Source organism: Streptomyces sp. AM25 (assembly GCF_058146165.1).
Genome location: NZ_JBKIWN010000009.1, coordinates 93,369 through 111,449, shown reverse-complemented (window position 1 = coordinate 111,449; position 18,081 = coordinate 93,369). Strand labels below are relative to the sequence as shown.

General features: G+C 72.0%; 12 protein-coding genes and 1 pseudogene. 9 read left to right on the top strand and 4 right to left on the bottom strand.

All coding sequences use genetic code 11. The features are described 5' to 3' along the window. Positions 1-14 precede the first annotated feature (14 nt). The 6 genes and pseudogenes from ACLHRZ_RS13175 (at position 15) to ACLHRZ_RS13150 (ending at position 5,920) form a co-directional block, all read left to right on the top strand. Positions 15-704, top strand: a complete 690-nt coding sequence (locus tag ACLHRZ_RS13175; RefSeq protein WP_490418564.1) for a hypothetical protein — start codon at positions 15-17, stop codon at positions 702-704. After that, positions 685-1,563 (top strand): inositol monophosphatase family protein, encoded by an 879-nt coding sequence (locus tag ACLHRZ_RS13170; protein WP_490418563.1) that lies wholly within the window; start codon positions 685-687, stop codon positions 1,561-1,563. The genes ACLHRZ_RS13175 and ACLHRZ_RS13170 overlap by 20 nt, the downstream gene beginning before the upstream one ends. Before the next feature lie 247 nt (positions 1,564-1,810). Continuing rightward, entirely contained in the window at positions 1,811-2,284 is a 474-nt protein-coding gene (locus ACLHRZ_RS13165; protein ID WP_490418562.1) for a hypothetical protein, read from the top strand. 214 nt (positions 2,285-2,498) lie between these two features. Further along, a pseudogene (locus ACLHRZ_RS13160) lies at positions 2,499-3,920 on the top strand (alkaline phosphatase family protein); the annotation flags it as partial. 66 nt (positions 3,921-3,986) lie between these two features. Continuing rightward, positions 3,987-4,994: a YVTN family beta-propeller repeat protein gene (locus tag ACLHRZ_RS13155; RefSeq protein ID WP_490418904.1), complete on the top strand. Its 1,008-nt coding sequence runs from the start codon at positions 3,987-3,989 to the stop codon at positions 4,992-4,994. A 158-nt stretch (positions 4,995-5,152) separates the two neighbouring features. Beyond that, entirely contained in the window at positions 5,153-5,920 is a 768-nt protein-coding gene (locus ACLHRZ_RS13150) for an SDR family oxidoreductase (RefSeq protein WP_490418561.1), read from the top strand. 94 nt (positions 5,921-6,014) lie between these two features. On the opposite strand, the gene ACLHRZ_RS13145 is transcribed toward ACLHRZ_RS13150, so the two are convergent. Beyond that, on the bottom strand, positions 6,015-6,665 hold the full coding sequence (locus tag ACLHRZ_RS13145; RefSeq protein WP_490418560.1) for a class I SAM-dependent methyltransferase: 651 nt from the start codon (positions 6,663-6,665) through the stop codon (positions 6,015-6,017). Continuing rightward, complete coding sequence (locus ACLHRZ_RS13140) at positions 6,662-7,870, bottom strand: SLC13 family permease (RefSeq protein ID WP_490418559.1); 1,209 nt, start codon at positions 7,868-7,870, stop codon at positions 6,662-6,664. Before ACLHRZ_RS13140 ends, ACLHRZ_RS13145 begins: the two co-directional genes overlap by 4 nt. Before the next feature lie 79 nt (positions 7,871-7,949). Here ACLHRZ_RS13140 and ACLHRZ_RS13135 point away from each other — a divergent pair, with 79 nt between their 5' ends. Together ACLHRZ_RS13135 and ACLHRZ_RS13130 are read left to right on the top strand one after the other, a co-directional pair. After that, complete coding sequence (locus ACLHRZ_RS13135) at positions 7,950-13,883, top strand: WD40 domain-containing protein (protein ID WP_490418558.1); 5,934 nt, start codon at positions 7,950-7,952, stop codon at positions 13,881-13,883. Between the two features lie 152 nt (positions 13,884-14,035). Continuing rightward, positions 14,036-14,872 (top strand): anti-sigma factor antagonist, encoded by an 837-nt coding sequence (locus ACLHRZ_RS13130; protein WP_490418557.1) that lies wholly within the window; start codon positions 14,036-14,038, stop codon positions 14,870-14,872. Positions 14,873-14,888: 16 nt separating this feature from the next. Here the strand turns inward: ACLHRZ_RS13130 and ACLHRZ_RS13125 are convergent, their stop codons facing one another. Further along, a complete protein-coding gene (locus tag ACLHRZ_RS13125) occupies positions 14,889-15,188 on the bottom strand; it encodes a hypothetical protein (protein ID WP_490418556.1) in 300 nt (99 codons plus the stop codon). Between the two features lie 383 nt (positions 15,189-15,571). Continuing rightward, the gene (locus ACLHRZ_RS13120) at positions 15,572-16,462 is read right to left on the bottom strand and encodes a DUF6192 family protein (RefSeq protein ID WP_490418555.1); all 891 of its coding nucleotides are present in this window, start codon (positions 16,460-16,462) and stop codon (positions 15,572-15,574) included. A 358-nt stretch (positions 16,463-16,820) separates the two neighbouring features. On the opposite strand from ACLHRZ_RS13120, the gene ACLHRZ_RS13115 reads away from it, so the two are divergent. Beyond that, positions 16,821-18,080 (top strand): arginine deiminase, encoded by a 1,260-nt coding sequence (locus tag ACLHRZ_RS13115; protein ID WP_490418554.1) that lies wholly within the window; start codon positions 16,821-16,823, stop codon positions 18,078-18,080. The last annotated feature ends 1 nt before the right edge of the window (position 18,081 follow it).

The window sequence follows — 18,081 nt, the reverse complement described above, 5'->3', positions numbered from 1 at the left end:
CAGCGGGAGGCGCCGTGGACGAGCGAGTGGTGGACCACCGACTCTTCGAGCAGGCGGCGGACGGCCGTCGGGGAACGGAGCCTCTGGTCCGGGCCGCCCGTTCCGTGCTGGGCGACATCGCCACCGGGCGGCGGGAGGTGCGTGCCGTACGGCACCCGCTGGGCTTCCTGTGCTTTCCCGTGGAGCGCGGCGGTGACTGCGGCATCTGTATCCACGTCTTCGGCACTGAGGCGGGCGAGGCGGACGGGGCCGTATCCGCGCTGACCACATCACCGGTGCACGCCCACAGCTGGGACCTGACCAGCTGTGTGCTGTACGGGCAAGTGGTCAATGTTCCGGTGCGGGTGACCGATGATCAGGAGCGGCCCACGCACCGCGTCTTCGAGATCGTCAGCGATCCCGCCGGGGTCGACCGACTCCGGCCGACGTCCCGCCTGGTGATCCACGAGCCGGGCGCGGCCCAGACCAGTGGCGCCGGAGAGGTCTACACCCTTCCCGCCGGGGAGTTCCACACCACCGTCGTGTCGGGCCGCAGCGCCGCGACCCTTCTGCTGGGCTGCTCCCGGCCGGGCGGCCGTGACCTCTCCCTCGGACCGCTGCATGGCGCGGGGCACCGCGTGGTACGACAGCAGTGCGACGCCGAGCAGTCCGCCCGTACAGCGGGCTCCGTCCTCAGGAGGATCCATGCTCCTCACCGCCGATGACGCACAGGACCTGCCCCTGCCTGCTTCCCGCTTCGCCGGTGAGCACCGGCTTGCGGTGAGCGCCGCGCGCGAGGCCGGCGCGCTACTGCGCTCGCACCTGAGGGGCGAAGCCACCCAGCAGTGCACGGTCGTGGCCAAGGGATCTGACGGGGACGTCGTCACCGATCTGGACACGCTGGCCGAGGACGCCATCGTGCAGCGGATCCGGTCGTGTTTCCCGCACGACCGGATCCTCGCCGAGGAGGCCGGGGAACTGGCCGGTTCGGCCGCCAACGGCCGTACGTGGCTGGTGGATCCGCTGGACGGCAGCAACAACGTGGCCATCGGGCTGGCCGCCTGCGTCGTCGGCATCGCCCTGTGTGCGGGCGACGTGCCCGTCGTCGGCGTGGTGCACGAACCGGTCACCGGCCGGACCTGGTCCGCGCTGCGCGGCTGCGGGGCCCGGGGGCCGCAGGGGCCCCTGCGCATCGCCTCCCGCGCGCCCTCGCCCGCCGGGCCGTTGCTGGGCTGGACCCAGGGGTACGGAGTGGGCCGCGACGACACCCGGGCGCGCAGCCTCCGGACAGGCCTCGAACGCAGCTCGCGGCGGCTGCTGCAGCTGTGGGCCCCGCTGCTGACGTGGTCCATGCTGGCCCGCGGCGACATCGACGGGTTCGTCGGCTACCGCGCGGAGGCCATCGACCTGCCGGCCGGGGCGCTGCTGGCCATGGAGGCGGGGGTTGTGGTCCGCACCCTGGACGGGGGGCCGTTCCTCGCCGGGGTCACCGGTCCGGACACCGACCGCAGCTTCGTCGCCGGGCGACCGGAGGACATGCCGCGCCTGCTCGGCCTTGTCGACAACTGCCGGATGAACTCCTGACGAGCACGCGGAAACGTTGTGCGGTGATCGCTGGAGGAGTGATACGAAAGTTGAAGCCTCCCCACCTTCGGGCCGTCCCCCACAGGGGGAAGGATGCGACCGGAGGGGGACCAGGAGACCGGCCGGCAGGACGATCACCCGCCGTGATGACCGCGGGTACGGTGACACGGAGAGTGAAGAAGCCGACTGCGACACCGCTGACGGCACCACGCGGCACGGTCGAGCACAGAAACAGTCCGAGGTCACCATGGCACCCCCGCACCAGTCGTCCCGCCGCCCCCGGGGCGGCGTCTTTTTCGTGATCGCCTTCGTGGTGATCGTCACCCTCATAGCCGGCGGGTTGCTGTGGGGCAAGAACAACATCACCAAGATCAAGGAGTGGCGAGGCGGGAACGCCTGGTACCTCACCTACGAGGCCGCCTCCGCCGGCGGCGAACCGCAGGCCACTGCCGTCAGCTACCGGCACAACCCCGACAGGTCCAAGTCCGAGCACAAGGTCGAACGGCTGGGGCCGACCTCAATCCCCTGGAGCACGAAGGTCATCGTCATCACCGGCGAAGAGGCTCGCGTCGAGATCACCCCGACCGGCGACGGGACCGCCTCCTGCCGCATCCTGCTGGACGGAATCCGCGTCGTCGCCGAGGGGAAGTCCCCCGGCCCCGGAAAGCCCGCCGTCTGCCACGTGATCACCAGTAGCACTCCGGAGAAGTGGCCCCGCTGACGCAAGCTCTCCGCCCGGCGCTGCGCGCCACGCCCGCTGCCCGACAGTGACCGGATCACGGATCTCCACCCCCGGGCCATCCGGCACACGTGCTGGTGCATCTACCACAAGTCGCCCTGAGCCACAGGCCTATGGGACGTGTGTGCCCTCTTGTGCCTGAGGGCTGCGTGGTGTGTGCTGGCGCGCATTCCCGATCCCGGCACCGAGGTGGACCATGACTGAACTCTCCCGTCGGCGGCTGCTCGCATCGACCCTGGGCGGCGGCGGTCTCGCGGCCGCGCTGACCCTGATGCCGCCGAATCTGAGACGCGCCATGGCGGATGCGCCCAGACGGCTGGAGAAGCTGGACGACATCGAGCACGTCGTGATCCTGATGCAGGAGAACCGGTCGTTCGACCACTACTTCGGCACGATGCGCGGGGTCCGGGGGTTCGACGACCCGCACGCCGTGACCCTGCCCGGCGGGCGCCCGGTCTTCTACCAGCCGGACCCGGCCAACCCCGACGGCTACCTCCTGCCGTTCCACCTCGACACCCTCAACACCAGCTCACAGGCCATCCCCTCGACGAGCCACGCGTGGACCGTGCAGCACAGCGCGATCAACGGCGGCACGATGGACAACTGGGTCCCGGCGCACCGCAAGGCAGACGGTGAGAAGAACGGCCCGTACACCATGGGCTACTACCGGCGCGAGGACATCCCGTTCCACTTCGCGCTGGCCGAGTCCTTCACCCTCTGCGACGCCTACCACTGCTCGGTCCTGGGCCCGACCTGGCCGAACCGGCTCTACCACTGGACGGGGACGATCGACCCGAACGGGCTGCACGGCGGACCCGTCATCAGCAACTCGATCCCGTCACCCTTCCGTTGGAAGACCTACCCGGAGCGGCTGACCGAGGCGGGCGTGTCCTGGCACGTCTACCAGGAGGAGGACGACTACGGCTGCAACCCCCTGGAGTTCTTCCAGGCCTTCCAGGACGCCCGGCCGGGGAGCCCGCTCTACGAGCACGGCCTGACCATCGGCCCGGCCGGTGCGTTCGAGCGCGATGCACGGGCGGGGCGGCTGCCCACCGTGTCCTGGATCATCCCCACATCCCCGCAGTGCGAGCACCCGGACTACCTCCCCGCCGCCGGTGCCGACTACCTCGCCGGGCTGCTGGACGCCGTGGCCGCGAATCCGGACCTCTGGCGCAAGACCGTGTTCATCATCAACTATGACGAGAACGACGGGCTGTTCGACCATGTGGTCCCGCCGCTGCCGCCGCAGGGCACGCCGGACGAGTTCGTCGGCGGACTGCCGGTCGGGGGCGGCATCCGGGTGCCGTGCATCGTCGTCTCGCCGTGGACCCAGGGCGGTTTCGTGGCGAGCGAGCCCTTCGACCACACCTCCGTCCTGCGCTTCCTGGAGCGCCTCACCGGAGTGCGCGAGCCGAACATCAGCGACTGGAGACGCCGGACCTTCGGCGACCTCACCTCCGCGCTCGGCCTGCCGAGTTCCCGCTCCTTCCCGCCGCTGCCGCCGACCAGGGACCGGCTGTGGGACGCGGAGTTCGACGTCGCCACGCTGCCGCCGGTGACCGTCCCGGGCGGGGACCAGACCCCGCCGCACCAGGAGGACCCCGGCGCACGTGCGAGAGCCACGCCCGCGCCGGCACCGCGCAGCAGGGCGAAGAGCCTGATCGGCGCCGTCCACCCGTACACCATGAGCCGCATCGTCGAGAACGCCACCACGCACAGGGAGGACTTCCCGCACGGCACTGCGGGGACCGACTTCCCCGGCACCCAGGATGCGGCGCCCAGGAACGCCCCGCGCACGGGCCCGCACGTCTACGCGGCCTGCATCGTCAGCAACACCATCTCGGTCGTGGACCCGGCGAGCCGCAAGCTCGTCGCCAGCATCTATGCGGGCACCAACCCCTTCGGCGCGACCAGGACCCCCGACGGCGGCAAGGTCTACATCAGCAACTCCGGCGCGAGCAACGTCTCCGTCCTGGACACCGCGAAGGGCCGCATCACCGCCACCGTCTCCGTCGGTCTCTTCCCGCACGGGGTGGCGGTCTCCCCGGACGGCGCGTACCTCTACGTCGCCGACACCGGCCCGGCCACCGGGGCCGACGGGTCGCACTCCCTCTCGGTCGTCGACACCGGTTCCGACAAGCTCAGCGACACCTGGGAGACCGGTCTCGCACCGCGCTGCCTGGCCGCCGCCCCCGACGGGCGGACGCTCTACGTGACCTGCTCCGACGGCCTGTCCGTGATGGACGCCGAACAGGGCGAGGTCCGGCACACCCTGACCGACCAGGCACAGGCCAACGGCGTGACCGTGCACCCCGACGGGCAGCGCGTCTACGTCGTCAACACCCTCCAGAACACCCTGTCGGTCGTCGACGCCGCACGCCACCGGACCAGTGAACGCATCCGTGTCGGCACGTCCCCCTGGCAGGTTGCCGTGAGCCCGGACGGCTCGCGCGTCTACGTCACAGGTGCCAACGACGACACCGTGACGGTGCTCGACGCCCGCACCCACCGGGTGATCGCCACGGTGCGCGTCGCCCACGTCCCGACGAGCATCACGGCCGTCGGCGACACGGTCTGGGTGTCCACGAACGCCTCCAGCACCGTCGACGCCATCGACGCGAAGACGCTGAAGGTCGTCGGCAGCACCCCGTTGGGGCTGGCCGCCTCCCCCAGCGGACTGGTGGTCGCCTGACGGGAGGCCGACATCCCCTGGTCGGGCACTGTGAGCGGGCCGGCCAGTCATCCGTTCAGGGGATATGTGCTGCACACGCCTCGAACGAGGATGGAGGACACAGGCCCGGGCCCGGACGTGGTCGCGGCGGCGAGGACGAGCACCTATGGGGAGCCGACATGGACAGCATCACGGAACGTCCATTGACCGAGTGTGCGGCGCTCGTCACCGGTGCGTCGAGCGGTATCGGGGCGGCCACGGCCGTGGCCCTCGCCGAGCAGGGAGCCTCACTGGCCCTGACCGCTCGCCGTACGGTACGGCTGGAGAACCTGGCCGCCGAGATCCGTGACAGAGGCGGCACATGCGTGGTCCTCAGCAGGGACCTGAGCGACTCGGCTCAGGCCCGCAGGGTCGTCGAGGAGACGGCAGATCGCCTGGGCCGTCTGGACGTCCTGGTGAACAACGTAGGCCAGCTGGCCGTCGGGAACCTCGAAGAGAGCGATCCCGACCGCTGGCAGCCTCTGGTGGACCTCAACTTCACTTCATTCCTGCATACTTCGCGGGCAGCTCTGCCGCATCTGTTCCATGCGGCGGTTTCCGGCCCCCGGAACGTGGCCGATGTGGTGAACATCAGCTCCCAGGCGGGCCGCGTGACCAACCCGCGCCTCATGGTCTATTCGGCGGCCAAGCACGCGGTGGGTGCCTTCAGCGAGGCCCTGCGTCAGGAGCTGACCGGCAGAAGCGTCCGTGTCGGCCTGATCGAACCGGGCCTGACCGTCACCCCGATGACCACGGCCGAAGAATTCGAACCCGTTGCACGCGGCATCCCGCGCGACACGTGGCTTCAAGCCGACGACGTCGCCCGTTCCATCGTCTTCATGGTGACCCAGCCGTCGTATGCCGCCGTCAATGAAATCCTGATCCGACCCACCACACAGGAATTCTGAAAACCGCCGGAGCGGAACAGGAGTTCCCTAGTCCTGCGGCCTTCGCCAGGGCGGGGGCGCGTTCATGCACCCAGGGTCTTGTCACCGCCGGTCGTCACCGGTCAGGTGATGCCGCTTCCGCCTCCGGCCCCGGCTTGTCCCACAGCAGCGAATAGCGCCACAGCAGATGGCGGCGGAAGCGGCACCCCGGCAGGAGGCGTTTCGCCTCCTGCCGGACTTCTCCCCAGGACATGGCGGGCGTCCGGACGGGCATGCCGTCGGGGTAGCTCTCGCCCCCGTTGCGGCGGGCGTTCAGGCGCGCCGCCGGGACGCCGGCGCCGCTGATGACCCGGTCCAGCGCGGTTCCGTTGCGGGCCAGACCGACGATCAGCAGGCGCCCGCCCGGTGCGAGCAGGCGGACCAGGGCCCTGACCGCCTGCGTGAACTCGACGTGGTGAACCACCGCGACGGCGCTGACGAATCCGTATCGGCCTGCGGAGAGCAGGCCGTGCGACGCGTCGAGGAAGTCCGCCTCCGCAAAGGTCACGTTCAGCCCGGCGCTCCGTTCACGGGCCAGACGGATCATCTCGGCGGAGCTGTCCACGCCGGTCACCGCGCCGGCCCGCCGGGTCAGCCTGCGTGCCAGCAGGCCGTCGCCGCAGCCGATGTCCAGGGCCTCGCGACAGCCGTCCGGCACCGCGTCGAGCACCAGCGGGTGGTAGTGCGCATTGTGGTTCCAGCAGTCCGTCGTGCCACCGTGCCTCACCTCGTCACCGCCAGTGCCATGGTGCCCGCCAGCACCGCCCCCACCCCGAGCACCGTGCCGGTGCCCATGAAGCGCGTCAGCGGCACCTCCACTCCTTGCGCCCGGCAGCGCTCGAACCACAGCAGGGTGGCCAGCGAGGCCCACGGGGTGATCACCGGGCCCGCGTTGGTGCCGATCAGCAGCGCCAGCAGTTGGTCGTGGTTGGCCACCGGGACGGCGGATTCGGTGGCGAGGTAGACGGGGAGGTTGTTCAGGGCGTTGGACATGCCTCCGCCGACCGCCCCGGCCCGGAGCATGCCGAGCAGTCCGCCGTCGGAGCCCACGGCCGCGGACAGCACGTGGTGCAGGCCGTGGACGTCGAAGGTCTCCACGACCAGGAACAGTCCCGGGACGAGGACCAGCAGCCGCCAGGGGATCAGCGACAGGCGCAGGGCCGCCCGCTGCCGCACCGCGTACACCGCGACCGCGACCGCGGCGGCCGAGGCGGACGCCGCCCACAGCGGGACGACGTCGAGCAGGAGCACCAGCAGGAAGGCGGCGCACGCCGCCGCGCACACCCAGAACACCGTCCGGTCGGCGGGCCGGTACGGCTCCGGCGGCACGTAGGTCTGTGCTCCCCGGCGGCCGGGCCGCCAGTAGAACAGCCACAGGCATCCCATGGTCACGGCGATGGCGGCGAGTTGGGGGGCCCACATCCGTGCGGCCAGGCCCAGGGGGGTGAGGGCGACCCGGTCGGCGGCCAGCAGGTTGGTCAGGTTGGAGACGGGCAGCAGCAGGCTGGCCGTGTTCGCCAGCCACACCGTGGTCATGGCCAGCGGTACCGCGGCGATCCCCACCCGGGAGGCCAGTGCCAGCATGACCGGGGTCAGCAGCACCGCCGTCGTGTCCAGGTTGAGCGTCATCGTGGTCACCGAGGCGAACACCACGCACAGTACGAACAGGGCGCCGTAGCTGCCCCGGCCCGCGCGGGCCACGCCCGTTGCCACCACGTCGAACACACCGGCCCGTCCGGCCAGTTCCGCCAGGACGATGACGGTGCCGAGGAAGGCCAGCAAGGGGGCTATTCGTTCCATCGCGTCCCGTGCGGGCGCTGTCGGCAGTGCGCCGGTGGCGACGCACAGCAGACCGCAGAGCAGGATTCCCCCGGCCAGCCAGTCCAGCCCGTGGAGACGTTTCAGGGCAGACAGGGCCCGAACAACATACATGGTCAGAGCATCGCATGGGCGTCGTACGGGTAGCGCACGATCCAGTGACCGGCGACATGGCGGCCCGTACCATGGAGACATGGTCCAGGGGCGTGAACAGGCGGAACGAAAAGGGTTGTTGGACTTCTTCATCAGCTATTCGCCGGCCGACGAACGCTGGGCGACGTGGATCGCCTGGACCCTGGAGGAGGCCGGCTACCGCACCGTCGTCCAGGCCTGGGACTTCGTGCCGGGAACCAATTTCGTCGACTTCATGGACCGCGGCGTGAGCCAGTCCGCGGCCGTGATCGCCGTGCTGTCCCATCACTACGAGAACTCCCGTTACGGCCGCATGGAGTGGCAGGCCGCCCTCCGCGCCGATCCGGACGCGCCCGACCGCAGGCTGATCACCGTGCGCGTCGAGGACATCCCCGTCGAGGGCCTGCTCGCCACCATCACCTACGTCGACTTCGTCGGTGTCCAGGAGGGGCCGGCCGCCCGTGACCTGCTGCTGACCCGGGTCGGCCAGGCGCTCGCCGGGCGGGCGCGCCCCGACCGGCACCCCGGCTTCCCCGGCGGCCCGGCCGAGCCGTCCGCCCCGGCGCCGGCGCCGCATCCCGCGTCCGACCCGCAGCCGGGCGGTCCGGGCTGGCCGGGGCGGCGGCGTCCCGCCGCGCCGCCCGGCTATCCCCTGGCGGCCGACGGCGGCCACGCCCGCCAGGCGGTCTCCGTGCTGCACCTGGCCGGGCCCGGTTTCGGCCGGGGGGCCGACCCCGCGGACCTGCAGGCCGCAGTCTGGGGCGATCTCGTCGAACTGACCGATGCGGGGGCGCCCGCGCCCGACCTGCTCGTCGTCACCGGCGACCTGACCGCCTCCGGCGGCCCGCGCGAGTGCGACCAGGCGCTCACCTTCCTCACCGGCCTGCGCGCCCGCCTCGGTCTGGCGGCCGACCGGCTCGTGGTGGTGCCGGGCGAGCAGGACGTCAATCTGGCCGCCTGCCGTGCCTACTTCAGCACCTGCGAGGCCGACGAGCTGCAGCCCAGACCGCCCTACTGGCCCAAGTGGCGCCACTACGCCCGCCTGTTCCAGGAGCTCTACCAGGGCCTGGACGCCGTCTTCGACGCCGACCAGCCCTGGACCCTGTTCCCGGTGCCGGCCCTGCGCACGGTCGTCGCGGGCCTCAACTCCTCGATGGCCCACAGCCACCGGCCGGACGATCAGTACCCCTGGCTCGGCCCCGAGCAGGCGGCCTGGTTCGCGCAGGCCCTGCGCCGTTACGAACAGGACGGCTGGCTGCGGCTGGGGGCCGTGCGTCATCCGCCGGAAACCCACCGGCGGCTGGACGGCGGGCGGGGCGCCGCCGCCCCCGGCGGCCAGGAGCACGGCCGGGCCGGCGAGCGCGGGCGCCGCCAGAGCGCCGCCGTGCTGCGCGACACCGACGTCTTCGCCCGCCTCGTCGCCCCGCGCCTCCATGTGCTGCTGCACGGTCCCCACGGCGCGCCGCGGACCGCGTCGGGCACGCCCACCGCCGCCGCGCTGTCGCCGACGACGGGCGAGCTGCCGGTCCTCGGCGCCCCTGCCCCGGGCCGGTACGAGCTGCTCCGCATCACCTCCGAGGGGCTCACCCGCTGGCCGGGCCGGCCGCCCTGGCAGTGGGACACCTCGTGGCACGGCGCAGGGCACGTCTTCGGGCCGCCGCGCCCGTCGCCCCTCTCCGCCGCCGAGGAGCCGGAGCCGTCGTCGGACCTCGACCCCGCGATGCCGGCCGGCGACGACGACACGGAGTCCGAGAGCCGTGCCGTGCAGAGCCCCTTGGACACCCTGGTCGCACGGGTCGCCGAGGTCTGCCGGGTGCGCTACGAGGGCGTCCACCTGCGGCGCATCCCCGGCGATGCGCCCGGGCTGCTGGCCACCTGGACCGAGGCCGGCTTCGTCCGGCAGCAGCGCATCGCCGTCTGCGTCGGCGCCCTGGGCCCCGAGGAGGCGCAGCAGCTCGTCGACACGCTCCGCGCCTCCGGCAACGACACCGACGCCGTCCTCGTCCACGAGGGCCCGCCGCTCCCCTCCGAGGTGCGGGAACTGGCCCGGCGCCGCGGCGTCCTGGTCCGCAGCTTCACCGAGTTCCAGGGGCTGCTGGACCTCCGCCACTACGTGGCGGCGCAGACCGGGCGCCTGGGCGCCGACCCGCAGTACCCGCCCGGTCTCTACCTGCCCCAGCGCTACCGGGAGATCGAGCGGCCGGGAGCCGTGGAGCGGGACGCGGTCGTGGACGACCTCCTGCGGCTGCTGGATGCCGAGCACGGCCGCTTCATCCTGCTGCTCGGCGAGTTCGGCCACGGCAAGACGTTCGCCCTGCGCGAGCTGGCCCGCCGGCTGCCGGGGGAACTGCCGCACCTGACCCCGCTGTTCATCGAGCTGAACCCCCTGGACAAGGCACACTCGCTGGACGGCCTGGTCGCCGCCCACCTGGCCACGCACGGCGTGGACAGCATCGATCTGCGCGCCTTCCGCTACATGCTCCGGCAGGGCCGGATCGTCCTGCTCTTCGACGGGTTCGACGAGCTGGTCCGGCACGTCAGCTACGACCGGGCCGCCGATCACCTGCAGGTGCTCCTCGACGCGGCCGTCGACAACGCCAAGATCGTGGTCACCAGCCGGACCCAGCACTTCAGGTCGCAGGCGCAGGTGCTGACCGCGCTCGGCGAGCGCGTCGGGCTGCTGCCGCAGCGCCGGCTGCTGGCGCTCCAGGAGTTCAGCCCGGAGCAGATCCGTGCCTACCTGGCCGCCCGCTACGGCGACGAGGTGGCCGCCGACCGGCGGGTGCGGCTCCTGGAGGCCGTGCCCGACCTGCTCACGATGTGCCGCAATCCTCGGCTGCTCAGCTTCGTCGCGGGTCTCGATCACGAGCGGTTGCGGACCGTGACCGGTGCCGGGCGCGCGCTGAGTCCCGCCGGGCTGTACGAGGAAGTCTTCACCGCCTGGCTGGAGTTCGAGGAGCGGCGCGGCCGCGGCGGCCGGGGCGGTCCTCCCGGGCTCAGCGTGGACCAGCTGTGGCGTGCGGTGACGACGCTGGCCCTGCGGCTGTGGGAGAGCGGTGAGAGCGGCCTGCGCATGGACGAGTTGACCGATGTGGCCACCGCGCTCACCGAACTGGCCGACAGCAGGCTGTCGGTGCCGCAGGCGGCGCACGCGGTCGGTTCCGGGAGTCTTCTCGTGCGCAGCGACGAGGGGCAGTTCCGTTTCATCCACGGTTCGGTCGTCGAGTGGCTGGTGGCGCGCGAGGTGGCGGCGGCGCTGGACGGGGCGGACGAGGGCGCGCTGGGACTGCTGGCCCGTCGTCCGCTGAGCCAGCTGGCGGTGGAGTTCCTGTGCGACATCGCCGACCACCGCACGGTCCGCGAGTGGGCCGAACGCACTCTGGTGGACTGGCCGGACGGTGGCGGCGAGGCGCAGGGCACCGCCAGGGCCAACGCGATCAAGGTCCTCAGCAGGCTCCGCGTCCCCGCGCATGCGGATCTGCGGGGCGCCCTGCTGGCGGGCGAGGATCTCTCCTACCGCGACTTCTCCGGCGTCGACCTCACGGGTGCCGATCTGACGGGGGCGAGCCTGGTCGGCGCGGGCCTGTCGCGCGCCGTGCTGCGCGGTGCGCGGCTCGCGGGCGCCCGGCTCGCCGACGCCGACCTGACGGGTGCGGACCTGCGCGATGCCGACCTGCGCGGTGCGCGGCTGATCCGTACCACGCTGAACGGCGTGCGGGTGGCCGGGAGCCGCTGGTACCAGTCGGCGCTGATCAACGCCACGGCCGGGCAGGAGGTGCTGGACAGCGCCGAGCTGCGGTTCGCCTCCGTCTCCCCCGGGCTCCCCGCCGAACCGGGCCTGCGGCCCTCGGCGGTCGGTGTGCCGTACGGGTACGGCATGCGCACGGGCCGGCTGCCCGAGCCCGTCGCCTTCAGCCCCGGCGGCGAACTCCTCGCGCTGGGCAGCGACGACGGCGGGGTCCTGGTGTGCGACGCGGCGACCGGCACGGCGCTGCGCACCCTCCAGGGCCACACCGACCGGGTGTACGCGGTGAAGTTCCGCGGGCAGGTGCTGGCCACGGGTGGGGCGGACGGCGTCGTGCGGCTGTGGGACCCGGTCGCCGGGACCTGCCGCCATGAACTGGAGGTGCACCGGGACGGGGTGTGGCCCGTCTCCCTCGACCGGTCCGGCACGTGGCTGGCGACCGGTGACGCGGAGGGCACCGTCACTCTCTGGGACACCGGCACGGGAGCCGTCGCCCACCGGCTGCCGGGGCACCGGGCGCCCGTCTACACGGCGGTCTTCAGTCCCGACGGCACGCTGCTCGTCACCGGTGACGCCGACGCGGCGGTCCGTCTGTGGGACACCGCGACCGGCCATCTGCTGGGCGAGCTGAAGGGCCACCACGGGGCCGTCTACCGCGCCGCGTTCAGTCCGGACGGGACGCTGCTGGCCACCGGCGACCGGGGCGAGGCCGGCGGGCCGGGCACCGTGCGCGTCTGGAACGTCGCGGACCGGCAGTTGGCGCACCGGCTCACGGGGCACACCGGCCGGGTCTACACGCTCGCCTTCCACCCGGGCGGCCGGCTGCTGGCCAGTGGCGACACCGACGGGCAGGTGCGGCTGTGGGACCCGGTGGCCGGCACCGCGGCCACCGATCCCGTCAAGAGCCGGGGCGGGGCCGTCTACCAGGTGGTCTTCGACCCGGCGGGTGCCCTGCTCGCCGCGGGCGACAGCGACGGCGAGGTGTGCCTGTGGCAGGTCGCGCTCGACGCCGACACCTGGTCGGTCACTTCGCTGCGCCGGCAGCCCGACGAGCACCAGGGCTCGGTCTGGGCCTGCCACTTCCGCCCCGGGGGCGGTGCGCCGGACGGCAGCCCGCTGCTGGTGTCCGTGGGCAACGAGGGCGTGGTGCGCATGTGGGACGCCTCCACCGGGCAGGGCCGGCGCATCCTGCGCGGCCACGGGCGGAAGGTGACGGGCCTGGCGTTCAGCGCCGCCGGCCACCACCTGGCCGCCTGCGGCAACGACGGTGTGGTGCGGCTGTGGGACACCGCGACCGGGTGCCGGGTGCGTGAACTGTCCGGCCTCAACGACCGGTTGGTCTCGGCGGTCTTCCACCCCAGCGGCTCCGTGCTCGCCACCGCCAGCAGCGACGGCGACGTCTACCTGTGGGACGCCGCCACCGGCGAGTACGAGCGTGAACTCGACGCCGAGACCGACCACGTGTGGGCCGAGGCGTTCAGCGGCGACGGCGAGCTCCTCGCCACCGCCAACGACGACGACACCGTGCGGCTGTGGTACCGCAGCACGGGCACCCTGGTGACCAACCTCGCCCAGCACCGCGGCCGGGTCCGGTCGATCTCGTTCCGCAAGGACGGCTCGGGCCTGGCCACCGGCTGCGACGACCGGTATGTGCGCCTGTGGGACTTCGCCGCCGGCCGCCTCGTGGCCGAACTGGGCGGGCACACCGACCGTGTGTACGCGGTGGTCCACGGTCCCGGCGACGCGTGGCTGGCGAGCGCCTCGTGGGACGGCCAGGCCATCGTCTGGCGCGAGGGCACGGCCGTCCGCCGGCTGCGTGGCCACACCGGCCGGCTGTGGGCCGCGGCGGCCCACCCGGCCCGCCCGCTGCTGGCGACCGGGGGCGACGACCGCGTCGTGCGCCTGTGGAACCCCCTGACCGGTGCGGACGCCGGCCGTCTCACCGGCCACACCGGCCGGGTCCTCGCGCTCGCCTTCAGCCCCGACGGCTCCCTGCTCGCCAGCGGCGGCGCGGACGGCACGGTCCGGCTGTGGACGGTGCCGGAGGACGGCGCCCCGGCGGCACGGGCCACCCTGATCGGCGTGGAGGGCGGCTGGGCGGCCCTGACGCCGTCCGGCGGCTACAAGTACGACGGCGACATGGCGGGCGAGTTCTGGCACGTGGTGGGCATGTGCCGCTTCGAACCGGGCGAGTTGGACGACCATGTGCCGGGTGTGCGGCGGCTGGGCGTGGACGACGTGATTCCGTAGCGGCCGGGTTGTCACGGTCCTGTCGAATACGGCTTCGCGTGACCGCTGAACTCGACCGAGGCCGACCGGTCAGGATCGGTTTCGTATGCCAGCCGGGGCCAGGGGAGCAAAGCGTTCTGTTCTTCGGTGCGCCGGCCATAGCGTGTCTGGCCATGGGTGAGGTGAGCAGGCCCGGAAACGGGACCGGCATGCAGGTGGAGTGGTCCCAGCGGGCGCAGAACGTGCGGATCGGTGTCGCCAGGGCGAACGGCCGGGTCACGATCCGTGTGGCGGGTGAGCTGGACATCGCCTCGGTGCCGGTTCTCGCCCGCGCGTTGTACGACGCGGCGGCGCGGCCCGGCCAGGTCGTGCTGGACCTCAGCCGGGTGACGTTCTGCGGGGCGGCCGGGGTGGGTCTGCTGCTGGATGCGCGCCAGCGTGCCGCCGAGGCGGGGACGGGGCTGGTGCTGGAGCGGGCCCACAGCGCGGTGCTGCGTCCGCTGGAGCTGTGCGGGGAACCGGAAGGGCTGCAGATGGCCGAGGAGTTACGGACGGCGCCGCTGCCGGCACACGAGCGGCACCGGCGGCTGTCCGTGCTGTCCCACGCGCTGTCGACGATGTTCCAGATGAACGGGACGCTCATGGGCAACGCCCAGCTGTACGAGCCGGGGGCCGGGGTGCTGCGGATCGTGGCCCAGCGGGGTTTCCACCACCCGTTTCTGACCTTCTTCGAGTCGGTGTCCGACCGGGAGACCGCGTGCGGGGTGGCCGCCCAGGACCGCAAACCGGTCTTCGTCGAGGAGGTGGCCGCCTCCCCCGTCTTCCTGGGCACCCCGGCCCTGGACGTGCTGGAGGAAGCGGAGGTCGGCGCGGTCGCGTCGGTGCCGATCACCGCCTGGGGCGGTGCGCTGATCGGGGTGGTATCGGTCCACCACCGGCAGGCCACCGTATGGGCCGGCGAGCAGCGCCGGGCCCTGGAAGCCCTCGGACTCGCCTTCCGCCTGCTCTGACGCGGTGGTGCACGGGTCAGTGGTCGTCCCAGTGGCCGTCGTGGGGCGCATGGCGGTGTCCGTCGTGGACGTAGTCCACATGGTTGCCGTGCGGGACGGCGACGTGGCCGCACCCGTGCTGATGCTGGTGGGGATGGTCGGCGTGGACGACGTGGCCCGAGGGCTCGCACTCGTCGGTGTGGCCCGCGTGAACCCGGTGCAGCTGCCCGACGTGCGCGTAGTCGGTGTGGTCGTGGTGCGGGACGGCGACATGGCCGCATCCGGAGCCGTGCACGTGCGTGTGCTGGGGCTGGGCGATGCCGGTGGCACAGGTCATGGCGATGTCTTCCTTCCCCCATGTCGGGCCGGGCCGATCGTGGGTGCAGAAGCGGGTGCGATCGAGGACTTCGGCCCCGGAAACCGGCGGATGCCGGGCCCGGCATCGCGGTAGGGCCGGACCCGGCATCACTTGTCGATCCCCGGAAGAAGCATGGCGGTACCGAGGGATTCACCTCCCTCTCCGGAACGGGAATAGAACCGTGCGGGCAGGTCGTGCAGGCGACAGTCGTCGGAGAACCCGACTCCTTATTTTGTGTCTTCGTTCGCGGGGACGGACGGGAATTTACAACGTGCCGCGCACCACGGGAGAGTGGATTTCAGGCCGTTGGCCCGTGCCCTTCGATTCGTTCCGCCATAGATCAGAATTGCAGTGGGTGAGGTCTACCTCTCATTCATGCCGGCCGCGCCGGAGTGCACGACGGCCTCGGACCAATCGGTGGACTCGCGTACGTGGGCGAAGTTCGTGCGCACGGCCCTTCGCTCTTCCCCCGTGAGGTGCTGCGCGCCGAGTTCCGCCGTCACCCGCCCGAGGTCCTCCACGTAGCGCCGGCAGGCCACGATCAGTTCGACGAACTGCATCGAGTGGTTCGCGGGCCTGCCGTCCGACGCGGCGACCGACGTGCTGCGGTATCCGGAGCAGCCGGATGCGCAGAGCGCCGCCTGGGCCTCGTTGAGCAGGTGACGGGCCGCGGGATCCCGCATGACGAGGAAGGCGACCTCGCGCTGTTTCAGCAGGTTGCCGACGGCCTGGACCGCCACCGCCTCGTCGCGCGTCAGTTCACGGATGAGCCGGAGCTTCTCCTGCACGGTGGCGGGACATTCCACGGGACGGCCCAGCATGCGTTTCGCCCCGTCCAGGGTCCAGCGGTGCCCGCCCGACCGGGCGTGCACGGGTGGGTGGAGGATGCGCTCCCAGCGTTCGGTCTCATCGCCTATGTCGGCCAGGATCCGGTGCACACCGTGGGACACGCCGTCGACCCGGTGCGCTTCGGGCCACCGGGATGCGACCCACCTGTAGCACTTGACGGTGGCCAGTGGGAGGGGGATGTCCGAGGAGAACCGGCCGAGCGCCCAGGCCACCCCTCTTCGCTCCGGCACCCGTTCGGGCCGGAGGTGCCGCCCGGCACCACCGTGCGTGTGCAATGGCGCAAGTTCCAGAGCCAGATCACCGACGGCGAACTGATACCCGCTCTTCTTCCCGATCAAGTTCCGCGCCTCGGTGACCATTTGCTCGTACCGGGCTCTGGCGACATACCCGATGGTTTCTGTCACGATTTCCGCCTCCAGCCGGGAGGAAAACTCGTTCTCGAGTGGGCCGTGGTCTTTTCACGACCGTGAAATCGGCCGTGAAAAGCCCGCCGCGCAGGTGTCTCGGAGTGCGATCGGTCCCGTTCGGGACAGGGGCCCGGAGATCCGTTCGCATGCCGCCGGGCAGCCTGCCGACAGATATATCCCGTCCCCGTTCCCACCGGGCATGGGCCGTCCGGCCCATGCCTGCGGCCGGACGGACGTCACCCGGACCCGCCGACCGGCGCGGAGGGCGGCCGGCCACCCGAACAGCCCACGTTCGGTGGCCCCTGCCGGGCCGGCCGGGTCACGGTGGAACGACGAACGCGACCGAAGGACGGCCATGACCGAGACCGCCGCTGCCGCCCGCACCCACGGCGTGCACTCCGAGGTCGGCCGGCTGCACAAGGTCCTGGTCTGCGCACCCGGGCTGGCTCACCGCCGCCTGACGCCCACCACCGCGGACGACCTGCTGTTCGACGACGTCATGTGGGTGGAGAACGCCCAGCGCGACCATGCGGACTTCGTGAACAAGCTCGCCCAGCGCGGGGTGGAGGTCGTCGAGCTGCACGACCTGCTGGCGCAGACCATGGCGATCCCCGAGGCCCGCTCGTGGCTGCTGGACCGGAAGATCACGGCGAACCAGGTGGGTGTCGGGCTGATCGACGGCACCCGCGCCTACCTGGACTCACTGGGGCCGCGCGCGCTCGCCGAGTTCCTCGTCGGGGGGCTCGCCACCTCCGACCTGCCCGAGGACTACCGCACCGGTCACCTCGCCCTGGCCCGGGAGGCGGCGGGAGCCCGCGAGTACCTCATGCCGCCGCTGCCCAACACCCTCTACACCCGCGACACCACCTGCTGGCTCTACGGCGGTCTCACCCTCAACCCGCTGTACTGGCCCGCCCGCCACGACGAGACCCTGCTGATGAAGACGGTCTACACCTTCCACCCCGACTACAAGGGCTCCACCGTCTGGTGGGGCGACCCGGAACAGGACTGGGGCCAGGCCACGTTCGAGGGCGGCGACATCATGCCCGTCGGGAACGGGGTCGTGCTGATGGGCATGAGCGAGCGCACTTCCCGCCAGGCCATCACCCAGGTCGCCGCCGCCCTGTTCCGGGGCGGCGCGGCCCGGCACGTCGTCGTCGCCGGCATGCCCAAGCTCCGTTCGGCGATGCACCTGGACACCGTCTTCACCTTCGCCGACCGGGACATCGTCACCCTCTACCCCACGATCACCGACAGCATCCACACCTTCTCGCTGCGCCCCTCCGACGACGCCCCCGGCATCGAGATCACCGACGAGAGCCCGCGCTCCTTCACCGATGTGGTCGCCGCCGCGCTGGGTCTCGAAAAACTGCACGTGATCGCCACCGGCGGCGACGTCTACGCGTCCGAGCGCCAGCAGTGGGACAGCGGAAACAACGCCGTCGCCCTGGAGCCGGGCGTGGTCGTCACCTACGACCGCAACACCACCACCAACACCCTGCTGCGCAAGGCCGGCGTCGAGGTCATCACCATCGTCGGCGCCGAGCTCGGCCGCGGCCGTGGCGGCGGCCACTGCATGACCTGCCCCATCGTCCGCGAACCGGTCGCGTACTGAA

Excerpts from the sequence above, each read along its gene's own strand:
- ACLHRZ_RS13150 (WP_490418561.1), top strand. The coding sequence starts at position 5,153 with ATGGACAGCATCACGGAACGTCCATTGACCGAGTGTGCGGCGCTCGTC.
- ACLHRZ_RS13155 (WP_490418904.1), top strand. The coding sequence starts at position 3,987 with ATGAGCCGCATCGTCGAGAACGCCACCACGCACAGGGAGGACTTCCCG.
- ACLHRZ_RS13135 (WP_490418558.1), top strand. The coding sequence starts at position 7,950 with ATGGTCCAGGGGCGTGAACAGGCGGAACGAAAAGGGTTGTTGGACTTC.
- ACLHRZ_RS13140 (WP_490418559.1), bottom strand. The coding sequence starts at position 7,870 with ATGTATGTTGTTCGGGCCCTGTCTGCCCTGAAACGTCTCCACGGGCTG.
- ACLHRZ_RS13170 (WP_490418563.1), top strand. The coding sequence starts at position 685 with ATGCTCCTCACCGCCGATGACGCACAGGACCTGCCCCTGCCTGCTTCC.
- ACLHRZ_RS13125 (WP_490418556.1), bottom strand. The coding sequence starts at position 15,188 with ATGACCTGTGCCACCGGCATCGCCCAGCCCCAGCACACGCACGTGCAC.
- ACLHRZ_RS13115 (WP_490418554.1), top strand. The coding sequence starts at position 16,821 with ATGACCGAGACCGCCGCTGCCGCCCGCACCCACGGCGTGCACTCCGAG.
- ACLHRZ_RS13130 (WP_490418557.1), top strand. The coding sequence starts at position 14,036 with ATGGGTGAGGTGAGCAGGCCCGGAAACGGGACCGGCATGCAGGTGGAG.
- ACLHRZ_RS13165 (WP_490418562.1), top strand. The coding sequence starts at position 1,811 with ATGGCACCCCCGCACCAGTCGTCCCGCCGCCCCCGGGGCGGCGTCTTT.